The following is an 18,236-nucleotide window of genomic DNA, read 5'->3' as shown; positions in this document are numbered from 1 at the left end:
TACCACCAAAGTGTAAGGTCTTAAGAATCACTAACTAACTGAATGTAAATACAAAAAAATCAAAACCCATCGGGGAAGGGGTAGCGGCAAGCCGGGTTTGGGTATTAAGGGGTAGGCGGCGAATTAACCAGCGCTGAAAACGTAGCGGGCAAAAAAAAGCGCGGACGAAGCCGCGCAAAGGGATAACCAAAAAGGTCAATGCATTAGCGAGAGGATTTCCGGCCATAAACGGCCCAGGTAATAACCACACACACAATGTAAAAGACGAGGAACAGCTTCATCGCCCCGGCAGGTGAGCCGGTCAACGCCAGGGAAGTGCCGAAGGCTTTAGGGATAAAGAACCCCCCGATGGCGCCAATGGCCGAAATAAAGCCCAGCGCTGCGGCGGTATCCGTGGCGGCCTCGCGCAGGGCGACTTCATCGCTGCCACCGGCGGCTTTTACTCTGTCCATTGTCAGCTTACGGAAAATCACGGAAATCATCTGGAAGGTCGAGCCACTGCCCAGCCCCGCCGTCAGGAACAGCATCAGGAACACCCCGAAGAAGGCGATGAAGTTCCCGCCCTGTCCGTTCGTTGGCAGCGTGGTGAACAGCAGCGCGCTGAAAATGGCCATCAGCATGAAGTTATACAGCGAAACTCGGGTGCCGCCCCAGCGGTCGGAAATCGCCCCACCTGCAGAACGTGCCAGGGCGCCAAACAGCGGGCCAAAGAAGGCAAAATGCAGAATGTTGACATCCGGGAACTGGGTTTTAGACAGCATCGCAAACCCGGCAGAAAAGCCGATGAACGAGCCAAATGTCGCCAGGTAGAGCAGCCCCAGAATCCAGAGATGGCCGCGCTTAAGCACCGGCAGCTGCTCACGCAGGGAGGCTTTCGACGCCGAGAGATCGTTCATTCCGAACCAGGCCGCTAAGGTGAATACCGCCAGAAACGGCACCCAGATCCACGCGGCATTTTCCAGGAACAGCATCGTGCCGTCGCCCTGTGCCACGCCTTTGCCGCCAAAAATGGCAAACATCGACAGGGAGATAGCCAGCGGGGCCACCAGCTGCATCACGCTCACGCCCATATTCCCCAGCCCGCCGTTAATCCCCAGCGCACCGCCCTGCTTTGCCTTCGGGAAGAAGAAGCTGATGTTTGCCATGCTGGAGGCAAAGTTCGCCCCGGCAAAGCCGCACAGCAGAGAGATACAGATGAAGGTGTTAAACGAGGTGCTGGTGTCCTGCACGGCAAAGCCCAGCCAGACGCACGGAATAATCAAGATCCCCGTGCTGAACGCCGTCCAGCGGCGGCCGCCAAAGACCGGCACCATGAACGAATACGGGACGCGCAGCAGCGCGCCGGAAACGGAAGGTAACGCCGTGAGCATAAACAGCTGATCGGTGGTGAAGGTAAAGCCGACCTTATTCAAATTCACCGCCACCGCGCTGAACAGCATCCAGACGCAGAAGGCCAGCAGCAGGCTTGGGACGGAAATCCACAGGTTGCGGCTGGCGATCCGATGACCTTGTTGCTGCCAGAACTGCGGATCTTCCGGCCGCCAGTCGGTAATCAGTGCGCCCGACGGCTTCTCGGGAACGGGAGACTGTGACATAAACACCTCATTTCGTGTGAGTAAATGCCGCAACCTTAGGGTTCCTGTGTCGAGATTAGTTGATGTAAATCAAGGGATAATCTATCTCTCCGGCGGGCAAAAAAGCCCCCTCATTCTTTGTGAGTAATCTTCTGGCAAAAAAATAACGTGATTTATCACACCCCTGCGGGACTTGCTGCCGACCGCTCCCATTGCCCTGCCACCTCTGGCAATTTGGGGGTAATCCTTTGGAGGTATGGGTATACTCCAGCTGTTGACTGAAAATAGCGCCACTCGTCACCTTTCCCACTCAGGAGCCCGTTTGCCAATGCTAAAACGCCTATTTTCTCCCCTTTCGCTGGTCAATCAGCTCGCGCTGGTTGTCATGCTGCTGGCGATGTTAAGCGTGGTGGGAATGGCGATGGCCGGCTGGCTGGCCCAGGGGATTTCGGGCAATGCCCACGCGATCAACAAAACGGGTTCCATGCGCATGCAGAGCTACCGCCTGCTGGCAGCCATTCCGCTGACGGAGCAGGACAAGATGCTGCTGCGAGAAATGGAGCAAACCACATGGAGCGACGATCTCCGCCTTGCCGCCGAGCGCGACGGGCAGCAGGCCAGGCTTCAACAGCTACAAGATTACTGGCGCAGCACGCTTGAACCCGCGCTGATTGCCGCCCAAACGCCGCAGCAGGTAAAACCCGCCGTCGCCCATTTTGTCGCCAGCATTGATGAACTGGTCAGCTCCTTCGACCGCACCACCGAGATGCGTCTGCATCACGTGATTTTGCTGCAGCAGGGTATGGCGGTGTTACTCGGGCTGTTGATCGTCTTTACCCTGATTTGGTTACGCAAAAGATTACTCCGCCCGTGGCGTCAGCTACTGGCGATGGCCACCGCCATTGGTCAGCGAGACTTCACCCAACGGGTGAATTTTCGCGGCCGCGACGAAATGGCCACGCTTGGGAGCGCGCTTAACAGCATGTCCAGCGAGCTGGCGCAAAGCTACGCCGTGCTCGAGCGGCGGGTCCGGGAGAAAACCGCCGGGCTTGAGCAAAAAAACCAGATGCTCACCTTCCTCTACGAGGCTAACCGCCGCCTGCACGCGCAGGCTCCGCTGTGCCAGCGTATTTCCCCTGTACTGAGCGAACTCCAGGTTTTAACCCCGCTGCTGGGCATTGTGCTCCGGGTGTACGAGTACGAAGATGAAGAGAATTATCAGGAATACACGTTCCAGCCGGACGCGCACTGCGATGCCCGGGGCTGCCAGCTGTGCCCGGATGCCGGGGCAGCGCTGCCGCAGGACACCACCACGCTGAAATGGCGCCTCACCGATAACCATCTTCATTACGGTCTGGTGCTGGCCCAGCTTCCGTTGGGCAAAACGCTGACCGAAGACCAGCTGCAGCTTATTGCCACGCTAATGGAGCAGCTCACCGCCACGCTCGCCATGGAGCGTCAGTATGAACACCAGCAGCAGTTAGTGGTGATGGAGGAGCGATCTGCCATTGCCAGGGAATTGCATGACTCCATCGCCCAGTCACTTTCCTGTATGAAGATGCAGGTCAGCTGCCTGCAAATGCAGGGCAAAACGCTGCCGGAGGAGAGTCGGACGCTGCTGGAGCAAATACGCGGCGAGTTGAACACCTCCTGGCGGCAGCTGAGAGAATTGCTGACCACCTTCCGCCTTAAGCTCACCGAGCCTGGTTTGCGCCCGGCGCTTGAGGCCAGTTGCCAGGAGTTCAGCGACAAACTTGGCTTCCCGGTGGTGCTGGACTACCAGCTCCCGCCACGCTTAGTGCCTTCTCATCAGGCCATTCATTTGGTGCAGATTGCGCGTGAGGCGCTGAACAACAGCCTGAAACACGCGGAAGCCAGTGCCTGCGGTATCAGCGTTACCCGCCACGGAAATCAAGTACGCCTTGCGGTGTGGGACAACGGGCGCGGTATTTCCGGCAGCGGCGAGCGCAGCAACCATTACGGCCTTATTATCATGCGCGACCGCGCTCAAACCTTGCAGGGTGACTGCCAGGTTCGCCCCCGTCCCTGCGGCGGCACCGAAGTGGTCGTCAATTTTATCCCCGAAGCACCGCTTTCTTCCGTAATAAGGAGCGAAGAATGAGTCATCAGGAAGCAGCAACCATTTTGCTGATAGACGATCATCCCATGATGCGTACCGGCGTTAAGCAGCTGATCAGCATGGCGCCAGAGCTGGCCGTCGTCGGAGAGGCCGGCAGCGGCGAACAGGGCGTGCAGCTTGCCGAAGCGCTCGATCCAGACCTGATCCTGCTCGACCTGAACATGCCGGGCATGAACGGGCTGGAAACGCTCGACTGCCTGCGCGAAAAAGCGCTGTCAGGACGCATTGTGGTGTTTACCGTTTCGAACCATGAAGAAGATGTGGTCACCGCCCTTAAGCGCGGTGCGGATGGCTATTTGCTGAAAGACATGGAGCCGGAAGATTTGCTCAAAGCTCTGCAGCAGGCCGCAGCGGGAGAAATGGTACTTAGCGAAGCACTGACCCCGGTGCTGGCGGCCAGTCTGCGGGCCAACCGTGCAACCTCAGACCGTGACGTCAATCAGCTTACTCCGCGGGAACGCGATATCCTGAAGCTGATAGCCCAGGGGCTGCCGAACAAGATGATCGCCCGTCGCCTGGACATCACCGAAAGTACGGTGAAAGTGCACGTCAAACATCTGCTGAAGAAAATGAAGCTCAAGTCCCGAGTGGAAGCGGCCGTTTGGGTTCACCAGGATCGTATTTTTTAGCGCCGGTTACTCCTCCGGCAGCAAGGAGTAACGCGGGTCACTTTCGGGGGCAATCAGCAGCGGTGCGGCAGGCTGGAGCACAATCTCATTCGATGAGACGCGCTGCCCCTTTTCGTCTTCCACGGTGACCGACAGGTGATATTCATTTGCCGCACCTGCCTGCCACGCAGGCAAAATAATGCTCCAGCCGTCGGTGCTGAGCGGCCGTGCCGGCGGCGTCAGGCTGAGCACCTGGGTATCTCCCTGCCATACCAGCCGCCGGATGCCATGCGTCGCTTTCACCTGCAGCTTAAGCAAAACCGTTTCTCCCGGCTGCAGCTGCCACGGCGGCGTGGCCAGGAATACTGACAACGTTTTACGCTGACGGAACTGCATCACCGGGGCGGACTCGCGCTCAACGCTATCGTAGCGGCTGCCGCGCAGGGAGCTGGTCGCGGCCACTTCGTCCGCCGAGAGCTGCTTCTGCAGCGGCACCCCGAAACGATAATTCAGCTTGAGCCCCAGATTTTCCTGCGCGACACCGCTTTCACCCTGTTTGTGCTGGGCCGTGAGCGTGATCAGCGGCACGGGCGTATAGTTAATGCCCATCGTCACCGCGACTGGGTTTCGGTATCCGCTATCGCTGTCGAAGAGCGTGACGTTGTCACCAAAGTATTGTTCGAAGCTAAGGCTGGTCGCAATATGCCGATAAAACGGCAGCCAGGCCTGTGCCGTGACGTCATAGCCCCGGGCCAGGCGCTGCTCAAGCGTGTCGGTTTGCCCGCGCCAGCCGTTCAGCGGCTGGTAATAATTGGCCGAAAGCCGCAGGTATTCGCCCCAGGCTTCGGCGCCAAATCCCGCCCGCTGTAGCTGCGTAGTCAGCTGATTATCGTAGAACGAGTTGTAGCCCAGTAGCCAGCTTCCGGCGACCCAGCGCTGCCCCAGCCCGAGGTTACCGGTGGTGCCGTATTTTTGCTGGCTAAAGCCGAGCTGGCTCCAGGTCAGATAGCGGCTGTTGTCCTGCCAGGGCGTGAAAAGCGAACCATTGCTGCCCTTCCAGCTCCCGTGTTCATCCACCCGCAAATTGACGCTGGCTTTGCCCCAGGGCGAAAGCAAAGCCTGGGTTTCATCGGTCACTTTGTCGGCCAGTAAATCTCTCAGGCTGGTAAAAGCGAACAGTCGCGCCTGCTCGCCGGTATCCAGCCCGTTGTCCACCATGCTGTCTTCGCCAAACTTCTTCGCCATTGCGGCAATCCTGCGCGCGGCGGCATCGGTTTCAGGCGCGAGGCCCATGTTCGGCAGGTCATCAGCGGGAGAAGAGAAAGGGTTTTGGGCCGCGGGAACAACGTTGTTTGAGGTACTCATTGCCCCTCCCGGACGAGGGAGCAAACAACACAAGGTTAAAAGCGGAACGGCAAATCTACGCATTGATTAATGATAACACACTGGTTTTGCTCTTAACCCACCGGGGAGACATGCATGTACGACTCCAGGATTAATCCTGCTTTTCCGGGCACAAATCATACCCAGCGATAACTCAGGGCGATACACTGCTTCTCACTCTCAACGTTATCATCAAGGAGAAACTCATGCAGAAGATAGTCATTATTGCCAACGGGGCGGCGTACGGCAGCGAATCGCTTTTTAACAGTTTGCGGCTGGCCATCGCCCTGCGCGACCAGGAGCCGCAGCCAGAAGTAAAACTGTTCCTGATGTCCGATGCGGTGACCGCTGGCCTGCGCGGTCAGAAGCCCGCCGAGGGATACAACATTCAGCAGATGCTCGAGATTCTCACGGCGCAAGGTGTGCCGGTGAAGCTCTGTAAAACCTGTACCGACGGGCGCGGGATCACCAGCCTGCCGCTCATTGAAGGCGTTGCCATCGGCACGCTCGTTGAACTTGCCGAATGGACGTTAGCGTCGGACAAAATCCTCACTTTCTAATTATTTCAGCGCGGGAATATTATTTGCTTATACCCTCTCCCGCGCCATCAAGTTACCTGCATTTGTTGCCGATATTTTGCTTAGGACAACACAGCAGCAGGATAATAATTATGGTTAAATCTCTTCGTACACGTCTTCTTTTAGTCACAGCAATTTGCCTGGTCTCAGCTCTATGTCTCAACACCTTCATTAATTACGCCGTCACCAGCCGCGATAACCAACGTGCCATCAGCGACACACTAACCAGTACCAGCCTGAGCCATTCCGTCGCTATCGGCGACTGGGTCAGCGGTAAAATGGCGATCGTTAGCTCCCTGGAAAACACCGCGCTGAGCGAAGATCCCATCCCGGTCTTCACTCAACTGGCCAAAGCCGGCGGCTTCACCAATATCTACGTCGGTTATGCGAATAAAACCGCAAAATTTTCTGACCCAACGGGGGTACCGGCCGACTTCGACCCCACCGGGCGCCCGTGGTATAAGCAGGTGGTGAAAGACGACGCTCCCGTCGTCACCGCTCCTTACGTGGATGCCGGTACCGGTAAGCTGGTCGTGACTTTTGCCGTGCCCATTAAGCAAAATGGCAGCCTTAAAGCCGTCGTCGCGGGGGATGTGGCGATGGACAGCGTGGTGGCGAACGTGCGCAGCATTCACCCAACGCCCGCCAGCAGCGGGCTGCTAATCAACAGCGATGGGACATTGATTGCCGCTCAGGATCCGACCCTGACGCTGAAAGCCTTTTCTGATGCCGTTCAACAGGCTGATTTACCTCAGCTACTCGGCGATACACATCGCGCCGTCGGCATAATCAGCGGGCAAAGTAAACAGCTGATGGCTACGCCGATTAGCGGCACGCATTGGTATCTGGTCGTGGCCCTCGACGAGCATGATGCCACCTCCGGGATGCGCGCTTTACTGAAGGCTTCCGCCATCGCCCTGCTGGTGTTGGTGCTGATTTCTGGTGCAATTGTGCATCTGCTGATCGGTAAGGTGATGAGCCGCCTCGGGACAATTCGCGACGGGATGCGCGCCATCAGCAACGGCACAAATGATCTATCTCAGCGGTTGCCGGAAACGGGTCACGATGAAGTGACGGAAATCGCCCACGCCTTTAACGCCTTCAGCGACAAGTTGGGCGTAGTCATGACCCAGCTAAGGGATTCAAGCGCCTCGGTGAAAGTCGCCGCCAACGAAATTGCTGCAGGCAACCAGGAGCTTTCTGCCCGCACCGAGCGGGCCGCCTCCAGCCTGCGAGAAACAGCCAGCGCCGTAGAGCAGATCACCGCCTCTGTCGCAAATTCTACCGCTTCTGCCGCTCAGGCCAACGCTCAGGCCCACAGCGCCGGTGAAGCCGCTGAACGCGGGGGTGAAGTGGTCTCGAAGGTTATTACCACCATGCAGGCTATTGAGCTGGCCTCCGGCAAGATTGGCGATATTACCGGCGTCATTGACAGCATCGCTTTCCAGACCAACATCCTGGCGCTAAATGCCGCCGTTGAGGCTGCCCGCGCCGGTGAACAAGGCCGGGGATTTGCCGTGGTCGCTGGCGAAGTGCGCAACCTCGCCAGCCGCAGCGCACAGGCGGCGAAGGAGATCAAAAGCCTGATCGACTCCACCACCGCAAGCGTTGCCGATGGCTCGCTTTACGTGCGCCAGGCCGGTGAGGCGATGGACAAAATAGAACAAAGCGTCGGCAGCGTTTTGGTCATCATGCGCGAGATAACCCTCTCAACCGACGAACAGATGAAAGGGATTCAGGAGATTAATCACGCGGTGACCCATCTGGACAATATGGTACAGCAGAATGCTGAACTGGTAGTGGAATCCGCCGCGGCGGCGGGTGCATTGCAAAGTCAGGCTGGAGAGTTAGCGGAAACCGCGGGGCATTTCCGTATTTAATGATGCGCTGGCGGACGTTTGCCAACGAAACGCCCGCCAGCTGAAAGGTTTCAGGCACAATATGATTATTGTTTAATCGTTACGGCATTTTTTGATCAACATCAGCATTTACCCCTCTCGGCTCTGGTGTGATGCCATGAGTGATTTGTGAACAACATCACGAACCAGGACAGCACCTTTGGGGGCCAGCAGGCCATGTTTGATGCGGAAGTGGAGTGAAAAATGCCAGTAGTAAAAGCCAGTCTAAAACTTTTTGGTGGCGATACCGTGGTGGTTCGCTGTTCGAATAACTGTCATATCCATTTGATGTGCGACTCAGACAGGCGCGGTAGCGCGGAGGCCGACGTGCTAAGCGTACAAAATCGCCAGTCGGCCTATATCGCCGTGCCCTACAGCGGGACCTGGAAGGTGCTGATCGACAGTCATACCCAGTCGCTGGAGCACTCCATCAGTTTTGTTCCGGCATAAAACACTGAGGCCACCTTTCGGTGGCCTTTTTCTTACTATGCAAAACCAGGCTGCAGCCCGCTGTTATCCTCATGCCCGCTCAGCCAGGCCCGCACCTGGTTTGCCAGTTCGGACATACAATCGTCCTTCATCCCGTGCTTTTTCATTTCCTGCTCGAGCGAAAAAAGATACTGAGCATTGGTGCCCAGCGGCCCGCTGGCAGAAGCGATCAGCGGCGCGATGGTTTCTGCCCGGGTATCCGCCTCATAAAGCGGGTGACGCGGGTCCATAATGAACACCAGCGCGTTGACCGTTCGCCCATCGTCCAACTCGAGTTTGCACCAGGTTGGCAAATAGCAGCCGGTAATCATCTCCCGCTTCCAGACCAGCGTCAGCTCGTCTTCCAGGCAAGCCTCCGGCAACCGGTAAGCCAGCCCGGTCGTTCTGCCACCCTCTTTAAGCGCGAGCATACGTCCAGGGCGGCAGGCGGTTCCACGCCCCGCCGTCAACCGCAGGCAAAATGCACGATGCCAGCCCACCAGCATGCCGGGGGCTGACTCTTCAAATTCAAAAGCCGGGTTCCACATCAGTGAACCGTAACCAAAGAGCCATACCGGACTTTGGTCTGGGCGACAAGCGAGCGTGGCGGCAAGAGACGCCGAACGCTGCTCAGGGGACCACAGTAACGATTCCTCAATGGCACCAAAAGCCGTCTTACAATCCGCTTTCATTAAGAAATCACGCGTTAACACGATATACCTCCGCCACTGCTTGCTTCCGTGCGACTGCACACGCTGCGCCTTCCCGGCATTTATTGACAACTTTTGCCTACTAATAGAGCAATATATCAAGACCATAAGCAATTCACCGCGCGCTGGCAAGCATGATAGCGATCACAAAACAGATAAATTGTCATTTTTTCTTGCCAGACTGATGTGTGTTACCCTGTCGCCAATAAATTAGTCACACATAATGGAGGGTTAATTTTCATAACACTTCTTTTTGTAAACAATGCACTCGCCCGTTACTCTACCTCTAACATACTGATTTCGCGCCCAGGTTGTGATTTTCATGCCAATACCCGGGACTAACACCGTCAAAAACAGCGGTTATTTGACTGAATGCAATTCATATCAATATGTTTTATTTAAATTAAATAAAGAATACACGCCGTTTTGGTGCACCAGGCTTAAATTCAAATAAATGCCGTAAAAATAAGTAAATTTTTAACTAAAAGTAACGGTTTTTTGCTAGTTTATATGACTTCAAAAACCTGACTATAATGATCAAAACAGGTTATCGCCTGCAGAGATGGAGAAGTTGAATGACAAAAACACAACATGAGGCGGTAAAAACCCGCCACAAGGAGAGTTCTCTCATTTTCCCGGTACTGGCACTGGCGGTACTGGCGATGTGGGGGTCAAGCCAGTCCCTGCCGGTGGTTGTCGGCATCAATATTTTGGCGCTGGTCGCCATTCTGAGCAGTGCCTTTAGCGTTGTTCGCCACGCGGACGTGCTGGCGCACCGTCTGGGTGAACCCTACGGCTCACTGATTCTGAGCCTGTCGGTCGTTATTCTTGAAGTTAGTCTGATTTCCGCGCTGATGGCCACCGGCGATGCAGCCCCAACGCTGATGCGCGACACGCTCTATTCCATCATCATGATTGTGACCGGCGGCCTTGTGGGCTTCTCCCTGTTGATGGGCGGCCGCAAATTTGCCACGCAGTACATGAACCTGTTTGGTATTAAACAGTACCTGATCGCGCTCTTCCCGCTGGCGGTGATCGTGCTGGTGTTCCCGATGGCGCTTCCGGGCGGCAATTTCTCGCTGGGTCAGTCCCTGCTTGTAGCGCTGATCTCTGCCGCCATGTACGGCGTGTTCCTGCTGATTCAGACGAAAACGCACCAGAGCCTGTTTGTTTACGAGCACGAAGATGAAGGCGACAGCGACGACCCGCACCACGGTAAGCCATCCGCGCACAGCTCCGCGTGGCACACGGCCTGGCTTATCGTCCACCTGATTGCAGTGATTGCCGTGACCAAGATGAACGCCAACCCGCTGGAGCATCTTCTGGACGCGATGGATGCCCCAGCCCAGTTTACCGGCTTCCTGGTCGCCTTGTTGATTCTGTCTCCGGAAGGGTTGGGCGCGTTAAAAGCGGTGCTGAGCAACCAGGTGCAGCGCGCCATGAACCTGTTCTTTGGTTCCGTGCTCGCCACCATTTCTCTTACCGTACCGACGGTGACGCTGATTGCCTGGTTCACCGGCAACGACCTGGTTTTCGCCCTCGGCATGCCGCAGATGGTGGTGATGATGGCGGCGCTGGTCCTGTGCCAGATTTCGTTCTCCACCGGACGTACCAACGTGCTTAACGGCACCGCACACCTGGCGCTGTTTGCCGCCTACCTGATGACAATCTTTGCCTAAGTAAACAGCAAGACCGCCTGTAAAGGCGGTCTTTAATATTTGCTCCCCCCTCCCACGGGGAGAGAGCATCAGGCCACTACGGACTCATTTCGCTGTCTCCCTCAAGAGAGGGAGACAAATATAAAAAAACCCGCCGAAGCGGGTTTTCTTTTTTGCAGCAATTATTTGCTGGTGTCCAGCGGCTCGAAGTTCTTCACCAGATCGTCAATCGCTTTAATCTGGGTCAGGAAAGCTTCCAGCTTCGCCAGCGGCAGCGCGGATGGGCCGTCGCAGCGCGCGTTATCCGGATCCGGGTGCGCTTCAATAAACAGACCCGCCAGACCAGTAGCCATCCCGGCGCGAGCCAGTTCAGTCACCTGCGCACGACGACCGCTTGACGCCGCACCAAACGGGTCACGGCATTGCAGCGCGTGGGTGACATCGAAAATCACCGGCGCGCCGTTAGAGACCTGCTTCATCACGCTGAAGCCCAGCATGTCGACAACCAGGTTGTCGTAGCCGAATTGCGTGCCGCGATCGCACAGGATGATTTTGTCGTTGCCGCCTTCGGCGAATTTATCCACGATGTTGCCCATCTGACCAGGGCTGACGAACTGCGGCTTCTTCACGTTGATGACGGCGCCGGTTTTGGCCATCGCTTCAACCAGGTCGGTCTGGCGAGCCAGGAAAGCTGGCAGTTGAATCACATCAACCACGTCAGCCACAGGCTGTGCCTGGTGAGCTTCATGCACATCGGTAATGATTTTCACGCCGAAGGTCTGCTTCAGTTCCTGGAAAATCTTCATGCCCTCTTCCAGGCCCGGGCCACGGTAGGAGTGAATGGATGAACGGTTAGCTTTATCAAAAGAGGCTTTGAACACGTACGGGATACCCAGCTTTTGGGTCACGGTCACGTAGTGTTCGCAGATGCGCATCGCCAGGTCGCGGGACTCCAGCACGTTCATGCCGCCAAACAGCACAAACGGCAGGTCGTTTGCGACGTTGATATCGCCAATGTTAACCACTTTTTGTTTCATATGTTCGCCTTATCAGGTGTGAACTTAATGCAGGGTAATCTGCTTGTGCGCAATCGAATTGATTTGCGCCTTAATCATTTCGCTAATTGGATCTTCCGGGCACTGCTCAACAAAATAGCTCAAGTCGTTGAGCGCCACGTGCTCGCAGTCCAGCTGCGCATAAATCAGGCCGCGGTCGCGAATTTCGTACGGATCTTCCGGATTAAACTGCAGCAGTACTTCGCTGGCGCGCAGCGCCATCTCCATCTGCCGCTCCTCCATCAGCGCGGACTTGAGCGTATCCAGCAGCTTGCGGATCACCTCCGCGTTGTCGGACTCGTCAAGGTCTTCATCGAACAGCTCCGCCGTCGGGTTAATATTGCCCTTGATCCACACTTCCAGCGTGTGCTCATCCAGCGTATCGCCGTTAAACGGATTGATAAGCCACATTTCGCCGTCCATCCAGTCGGCACGCAGAATAAGCTGCGTCGGGAAAATCACCGGCATCAGCGGAATATCAAGCTGCTCGGCAAGCCACAGCAAAATTGCCCCAAGGGAAACCGCGCTCCCCTGACGACTTTTTAAAACGTTGTCCAGCCACAGGGCGTCGGACAGGCGATACACGCCGCCTGAGTCCTTAAAGCCCCATTCGCCGTAAAAGAGTTCCAGCAGTTTTTCCAGCTGCAGGTCGGGATGTGTCCCCAGGCAAATCTCTTCTTTTGCCAGCTTCACCAGTTCCCCGAGCTGTGCTTTCACTTCTGCGGTCGGGAAATCATCCCGAATCAGCTGCGAGACCAAAATCATGCCCTCGCAGAGCGGTGCCTGATTAAATTCGAAATCGGCTAACGACTTCATACTTACCCCAATATCGGTATTTTAGTGGTGGCGAGTTTTATGATGATGTAAAGCACCACCAGCCCCAGCAGAAAAGCAAACCAACGAACCTGCTGGCTGCGCGGACGTTTTCCCAGCGCGATAAAACCTAAAGCGATATAGATAATAACGCCAAACAGCTTTTCAGTCAGCCACGTTCCCTGCGGCGTAAAAGGATAGAAATGCGTAACCATAACCAGCGCAAAACCGCTGATCAATAACAGCGTATCATTAACGTGCGGTACGATGCGCACCCAGCGCTTGCCGGACATCACAGACCCGCGATATTGCCACCAGTAGCGTAAAACAAACAGGCTGATTGAAATAACGACGGTGAAAATATGCAGATATTTAAGTGAAAAATAAGTCGCCAAAATGTCTGTTCCTTAATAAGTCAAAGATAGCGTCCTGACGTCAGGCGATCGTTATCGCCATAATCTTTGTAGGTTGCAACCTCGGTAAAACCGGCATCCCACAGCAAACGCTGCACGCTTTCGCCCTGCGTCCAGCCGTGCTCCAGCACCAGCCAGCCGCCGGGTTCAAGAAAACGGCGTGAATCGTTAACCAGGGTTTCTAAATCGGCCAGACCATGATTCTCCGCTACCAGCGCGCTTTTCGGTTCAAAGCGAACGTCACCTCCACTGAGGTGCGGATCGGCTTCGTCGATATACGGTGGATTACTGACAATCAGCGCAAAGCGCTGGGCATCAAGGGCGTTAAACCAGTGGCTTTGCAACACCCTGACGTTGTTTATGCCCAGGTTTTCTGCGTTCGTTTTCGCCAGCGCCACGGCTTCCGGCACCACGTCCAGCGCGGTGACGTCGCAGTCAGGACGTTCGCTGGCCAGCGCCAGAGCGATAGCGCCCGTCCCGGTGCCAAGATCTAACATTGCGCACGGGGTTTTCGGCAGCTTAGTTAACGCATGTTCGACGAGGCATTCGGTATCAGGGCGAGGAATCAGCGTCACCGGAGAAACGCGCAGCGGCAGCGACCAGAACTCACGTTCGCCCACAAGGTGTGCAATCGGTTCACCGCGCTCCCGGCGAGCCAGAAGCCCATCAAGCTCGGCCTGCTGGGCTGGCGTCAGCGAGGTTTCACCAAAAGCGAGGATAAACGTGCGGGATTTGCCGGTGACAAATCCCAATAAAATCTCCGCATCTCGCTTTGGGCTTTCGCTTTGCGCCAGGCGCTGAACGGCCTGGCAAAGCCATGACTGAAACTCCATTAATCCTGCTCGGACAGCGCCGCGAGCTGATCGGCCTGGAACTCCTGCACAATCGGCTCGATCAGGGCGTCGATTTTCCCTTCCATCACTTCATCCAGACGGTAAAGCGTCAGGTTGATGCGGTGATCGGTCACGCGCCCCTGCGGGAAGTTGTAGGTACGGTTGCGGTCAGAGCGGTCGCCGGAGCCGAGCAGGTTACGGCGAGTGGAAGCCTCTTCCTGCTGACGTTTGGCGACTTCGGCGGCGCGAATTCGCGCCCCCAGCACGGAAAGCGCTTTAGCTTTGTTTTTATGCTGGGAACGTTCGTCCTGGCACTCCACCACAATGCCGGTTGGCAAGTGAGTAATACGGATTGCGGAGTCGGTGGTGTTAACGTGCTGCCCGCCCGCCCCAGAGGAACGGAAGGTATCGATGCGCAGGTCCGCCGGGTTAATGTCCGGCAGTTCCGCCTCTGGAATTTCCGGCATCACCGCCACGGTACACGCGGAAGTATGAATACGCCCCTGGGATTCCGTGGCCGGAACACGCTGCACGCGGTGGCCGCCGGATTCAAATTTCAGGCGGCCATAGACGCCCTCGCCGCTGATTTTTGCGATCACTTCTTTGAAGCCGCCGTGCTCGCCTTCGTTGGCGCTGATGATTTCAATCCGCCAGCGGCGGGCTTCGGCATAGCGGCTGTACATGCGGAACAGATCGCCGGCAAACAGCGCAGCTTCGTCCCCGCCGGTGCCGGCACGAACTTCGACAAACGCATTGCGCTCATCGTCGGGATCTTTTGGCAGCAGCAGAACCTGAAGCTGCTGCTCCAGCTCTTCGCTGCTGGCTTTGGCTTCGGCCAGCTCTTCCTGCGCCATTTCGCGCATTTCCGGGTCGCCGAGCATACTTTCTGCGGTCTCAATGTCTTCCTGTACCTGACGCCATTGCAGGAAACAGCGCGATACATCGCTTAACTGGGCATACTCACGAGACAGGGCGCGGAAACGGTCCTGATCGGCAATGGTCGAGGCATCGCCTAGCAGGGCCTGAACTTCTTCATGGCGCTCCTGCAAGGCTTCCAGTTTGGCAACAATAGAAGGCTTCATGGGCGGTGGTTCACCTTGTAATAAGAGTTGTGTGTGCTAATCCAGCCCGAGGCTGTTACGCAGGATTTGCAGGCGTTCGTCGTCCCCGTCACGGGCAGCCTGCGTGAGCGATTTGGTTGGGGCATGAATCAGGCGATTGGTCAGTTTCCAGGCCAGATCCTGCAGTACGGATTCCGCGTCGCCGCCCTGTTGTAGGGCAGCCAGCGCTTTGGCAGCCAGGTCGTCTCTCACCTGCTCTGCCTGACTACGGTATTCGCGAATGGTCTCGGAGGCGCTTTGCGCGCGCAGCCAGGCCATAAATTCACTGCATTCCTGCGCCACGATAGTTTCAGCCTCAACCGCCGCCGCTTTGCGCTGCGCAAGGTTGCTCTGAATAATGGCCTGCAGGTCGTCCACGCTGTAAAGGTAGGCGTTCGCCAGCTTACCGACTTCGGGTTCAACGTCACGCGGTACGGCGATGTCTACCAGCAGCATCGGCTGGTTACGACGGGCTTTAAGCGCGCGTTCCATCATCCCCTTGCCGATGATAGGCAGCGGGCTGGCGGTAGAACTGATGATGATATCGGCATCCGCCAGACGTTCGTCAATTTCACTCAGGCTAATCACTTCCGCGCCGACCTCATCGGCCAGCACCTGAGCGCGTTCTCGGGTACGGTTGGCGATAATCATCTTCTCAACTTTATGCTCGCGCAGATGGCGGGCAACCAGTTCGATAGTCTCCCCGGCACCGACCAGCAGGACCGTTACTGAGGAGAGCGATTCAAAGATTTGCCGTGCCAGGGTGCAGGCGGCAAACGCGACGGAAACGGCGCTGGCGCCAATGTCGGTTTCGGTGCGCACGCGCTTGGCAACGGAGAAGGACTTCTGGAACATGCGCTCCAGCTCGCTGGAAAGCGAATGGCCTTTTTGGGAGTCGGCAAAGGCTTTTTTTACCTGCCCGAGGATCTGCGGTTCGCCCAGCACCAGTGAATCCAGGCCACTGGCCACGCGCATCAGATGGCTGACGGCGTCGTTATCGTGGTGCCAGTAAAGGCTTTTACGCACTTCCTCTTCGTTGAGGTTGTGGTAATCACACAGCCAGCGCACCAGCCCTTCGTGCAGGTTTTCCTGTTGCTCAACGCTCAGATATAACTCGGTTCTGTTGCAGGTCGACAGCACCACTCCGCCCTGAACCATAGGCTGTTCCAGCAAACTGCCCAACGCCTGGTCGAGCGTGTCTGGCGAAAACGTTACACGTTCTCGCAGCGATACCGCCGCGGTTTTGTGGTTAATTCCTAACGCTAACAGGGTCATGGAGCGGTCTGAGTAATACCGATGTTGATAAGGATTTCTGGTCGCATCATACAGGATGAGCCGAATCAATAAAAGAGAGCTTCCCCTTGTGGAGTAAGTGGATGATTTATGATTTAAGACAACATGACCGTAGACGCCCTGCCGCCCGCCCGCTAGCATGAACGGTTGACCACAAAAATGAATTTAAGGATTTGCTGCCGCCATGTTGATGCCAAAAGCCCGCCTGATGCGCCTTCTGCCCCTTGCCAGCCTCGTGCTGGCCGCCTGTTCAGTCACCCAACCGAGCGGCCCGGGCAAAAGTCCTGACTCGCCGCAGTGGTTAGAACACCAGCAACAAGTGCAAAAAATCACCCAATATCAGACGCGTGGCGCTTTTGCTTATCTCTCCGATAGCCAAAAGGTATATGCCCGCTTTAACTGGCAGCAAACTGCCCCGGACCGTTACCGCCTGCTGCTGACCAACCCGCTCGGCAGCACCGAACTTGAGCTTAATGCTCAGCCGGATCGGGTTCAGTTAACCGACCGCGACGGCAAGCGCTACACCGCCACAGATGCGGAAGAGATGATCGGCAAGCTGACCGGGATGCCTATTCCGCTGAACAGCCTGCGCCAGTGGATGCTCGGCCTGCCGGGCGACTCCACGGACTACAAGCTGGACGACCAGTACCGCCTGCGCGAAGTAAACTACACCCAGGGCGGCAAAACCTGGAAAGTGGTATACAGTGATTACGACAGCAAAACCCAACCTTCTCTGCCGTCCAACATGGAATTGCGCGAAGGCGACCAGCGTATCAAGCTGAAAATGGACAGCTGGACGGTGAAATAATGATTTCCCGCTGGCCTGCCCCTGCAAAACTGAACCTGTTTCTGTACATCACCGGCCGCCGTGCCGACGGTTATCACAACCTGCAGACGCTGTTTCAGTTTCTTGATTATGGCGATACGCTCACCATCGAACCGCGTCCCGACGGCGTCATTCGGCTGGTAACGCCGATTGACGGCGTGCCTGATGAAGAAAACCTGATTGTGCGCGCCGCCCGTATGCTGATGGAATTCGCGGCAGAAAAAGGCACCCTGCCCGCGGGCGCAGGCGCCGATCTCGGCGTTGAGAAGCAGCTTCCGATGGGCGGAGGACTGGGCGGCGGCTCCTCCAACGCGGCTACCGTACTGGTGGCACTGAACCAGCTCTGGAAAACCGACTGCAGCGAAGACGAACTGGCTGCGCTGGGCATTCGCCTTGGTGCCGACGTGCCGGTATTTGTCAGGGGCCACGCCGCCTTTGCTGAAGGCGTCGGTGAAATCCTGACGCCGGTCGAACCTGAAGAAAAATGGTACCTGGTTGCTCATCCGGGCGTCAGTATTCCAACGCCGATCATTTTTGGCGATCCTGACCTCCCGCGCGAAACCCCGGTCAGGTCAATTACGACGTTGCTAAAATGTGAATTTGTCAACGATTGTGAGGTTATCGCAAGAAAACGTTTTCGCGAGGTTGATGCCGCGCTTTCCTGGCTGTTAGAATACGCGCCGTCGCGCCTGACCGGCACCGGCGCTTGTGTGTTTGCTGAATTTAACACCGAGCACGCCGCCCGGCAGGTGCTTGAGCAAGCCCCGGAATGGCTGCATGGGTTTGTTGCGCGAGGCGTTAATAGATCTCCGCTGCATCAGGCCATATCCGGGCAAGCTGGGCATTGGTGACAACGTCACCTCGTTTCAGACGTTGCATCGTGCTC

Annotated in this window: 17 protein-coding genes; 8 read left to right on the top strand and 9 right to left on the bottom strand. The window is 56.5% G+C overall.

What is annotated here, in order from left to right; translation table 11 throughout:
- Window positions 1-203: 203 nt before the first annotated feature.
- A complete protein-coding gene (locus ACREYP_RS10010; protein ID WP_008454213.1) occupies window positions 204-1,595 on the bottom strand; it encodes a NarK family nitrate/nitrite MFS transporter in 1,392 nt (463 codons plus the stop codon).
- Window positions 1,596-1,902: 307 nt separating this feature from the next.
- Here ACREYP_RS10010 and narX point away from each other — a divergent pair, with 307 nt between their 5' ends.
- Window positions 1,903-3,696: a nitrate/nitrite two-component system sensor histidine kinase NarX gene (narX, locus tag ACREYP_RS10005; RefSeq protein WP_336818167.1), complete on the top strand. Its 1,794-nt coding sequence runs from the start codon at window positions 1,903-1,905 to the stop codon at window positions 3,694-3,696.
- A complete protein-coding gene (narL, locus tag ACREYP_RS10000; RefSeq protein WP_008454210.1) occupies window positions 3,693-4,343 on the top strand; it encodes a two-component system response regulator NarL in 651 nt (216 codons plus the stop codon). Before narX ends, narL begins: the two co-directional genes overlap by 4 nt.
- Before the next feature lie 6 nt (window positions 4,344-4,349).
- On the opposite strand, the gene ACREYP_RS09995 is transcribed toward narL, so the two are convergent.
- A complete protein-coding gene (locus tag ACREYP_RS09995; protein WP_336818166.1) occupies window positions 4,350-5,750 on the bottom strand; it encodes a YchO/YchP family invasin in 1,401 nt (466 codons plus the stop codon).
- A gap of 161 nt (window positions 5,751-5,911) precedes the next feature.
- On the opposite strand from ACREYP_RS09995, the gene ACREYP_RS09990 reads away from it, so the two are divergent.
- The 3 genes from ACREYP_RS09990 to ACREYP_RS09980 all read left to right on the top strand — a co-directional run bounded on the left by ACREYP_RS09990 (window position 5,912) and on the right by ACREYP_RS09980 (window position 8,631).
- Window positions 5,912-6,265, top strand: coding sequence for a DsrE/DsrF/TusD sulfur relay family protein (locus tag ACREYP_RS09990; protein ID WP_008454206.1), 354 nt, complete (start codon window positions 5,912-5,914; stop codon window positions 6,263-6,265).
- A 110-nt stretch (window positions 6,266-6,375) separates the two neighbouring features.
- A complete protein-coding gene (locus ACREYP_RS09985) occupies window positions 6,376-8,163 on the top strand; it encodes a methyl-accepting chemotaxis protein (protein ID WP_336818165.1) in 1,788 nt (595 codons plus the stop codon).
- Window positions 8,164-8,385: 222 nt separating this feature from the next.
- Window positions 8,386-8,631 (top strand): DUF1883 domain-containing protein, encoded by a 246-nt coding sequence (locus tag ACREYP_RS09980; protein ID WP_008454200.1) that lies wholly within the window; start codon window positions 8,386-8,388, stop codon window positions 8,629-8,631.
- A 35-nt stretch (window positions 8,632-8,666) separates the two neighbouring features.
- On the opposite strand, the gene ACREYP_RS09975 is transcribed toward ACREYP_RS09980, so the two are convergent.
- Entirely contained in the window at window positions 8,667-9,362 is a 696-nt protein-coding gene (locus ACREYP_RS09975; protein ID WP_213716040.1) for a gamma-glutamylcyclotransferase, read from the bottom strand.
- A 572-nt stretch (window positions 9,363-9,934) separates the two neighbouring features.
- On the opposite strand from ACREYP_RS09975, the gene chaA reads away from it, so the two are divergent.
- Complete coding sequence (gene chaA, locus ACREYP_RS09970) at window positions 9,935-11,038, top strand: sodium-potassium/proton antiporter ChaA (protein ID WP_336818164.1); 1,104 nt, start codon at window positions 9,935-9,937, stop codon at window positions 11,036-11,038.
- A gap of 161 nt (window positions 11,039-11,199) precedes the next feature.
- Here the strand turns inward: chaA and kdsA are convergent, their stop codons facing one another.
- From kdsA to hemA, 6 genes are read right to left on the bottom strand one after another with little or no spacing between them, the layout of a single operon-like run.
- The gene (kdsA, locus tag ACREYP_RS09965; protein WP_008454194.1) at window positions 11,200-12,054 is read right to left on the bottom strand and encodes a 3-deoxy-8-phosphooctulonate synthase; all 855 of its coding nucleotides are present in this window, start codon (window positions 12,052-12,054) and stop codon (window positions 11,200-11,202) included.
- A 24-nt stretch (window positions 12,055-12,078) separates the two neighbouring features.
- Window positions 12,079-12,888: an invasion regulator SirB1 gene (gene sirB1 / locus ACREYP_RS09960; protein WP_008454192.1), complete on the bottom strand. Its 810-nt coding sequence runs from the start codon at window positions 12,886-12,888 to the stop codon at window positions 12,079-12,081.
- Window positions 12,889-12,890: 2 nt separating this feature from the next.
- Window positions 12,891-13,280, bottom strand: coding sequence for a SirB2 family protein (locus ACREYP_RS09955; RefSeq protein WP_008454190.1), 390 nt, complete (start codon window positions 13,278-13,280; stop codon window positions 12,891-12,893).
- A 20-nt stretch (window positions 13,281-13,300) separates the two neighbouring features.
- Complete coding sequence (gene prmC / locus ACREYP_RS09950) at window positions 13,301-14,131, bottom strand: peptide chain release factor N(5)-glutamine methyltransferase (protein WP_336818163.1); 831 nt, start codon at window positions 14,129-14,131, stop codon at window positions 13,301-13,303.
- On the bottom strand, window positions 14,131-15,213 hold the full coding sequence (gene prfA, locus ACREYP_RS09945; RefSeq protein WP_008454187.1) for a peptide chain release factor 1: 1,083 nt from the start codon (window positions 15,211-15,213) through the stop codon (window positions 14,131-14,133). Before prfA ends, prmC begins: the two co-directional genes overlap by 1 nt.
- Before the next feature lie 36 nt (window positions 15,214-15,249).
- Window positions 15,250-16,506 (bottom strand): glutamyl-tRNA reductase, encoded by a 1,257-nt coding sequence (gene hemA / locus ACREYP_RS09940; RefSeq protein WP_336818162.1) that lies wholly within the window; start codon window positions 16,504-16,506, stop codon window positions 15,250-15,252.
- 202 nt (window positions 16,507-16,708) lie between these two features.
- On the opposite strand from hemA, the gene lolB reads away from it, so the two are divergent.
- Together lolB and ispE are read left to right on the top strand one after the other, a co-directional pair.
- Window positions 16,709-17,332: a lipoprotein insertase outer membrane protein LolB gene (gene lolB, locus ACREYP_RS09935; RefSeq protein ID WP_008454183.1), complete on the top strand. Its 624-nt coding sequence runs from the start codon at window positions 16,709-16,711 to the stop codon at window positions 17,330-17,332.
- Window positions 17,333-17,334: 2 nt separating this feature from the next.
- Entirely contained in the window at window positions 17,335-18,201 is an 867-nt protein-coding gene (gene ispE / locus ACREYP_RS09930; RefSeq protein ID WP_336818222.1) for a 4-(cytidine 5'-diphospho)-2-C-methyl-D-erythritol kinase, read from the top strand.
- Window positions 18,202-18,236: the final 35 nt, after the last annotated feature.

The sequence above is a fragment of the Enterobacter sp. TMH.L2 genome (genome assembly GCF_050847315.1).
In the GTDB taxonomy this organism is placed as follows: domain Bacteria; phylum Pseudomonadota; class Gammaproteobacteria; order Enterobacterales; family Enterobacteriaceae; genus Cedecea.
Note: the sequence above shows the minus strand (reverse complement) of the source record. Positions and strands in the feature narration are given on the sequence as shown.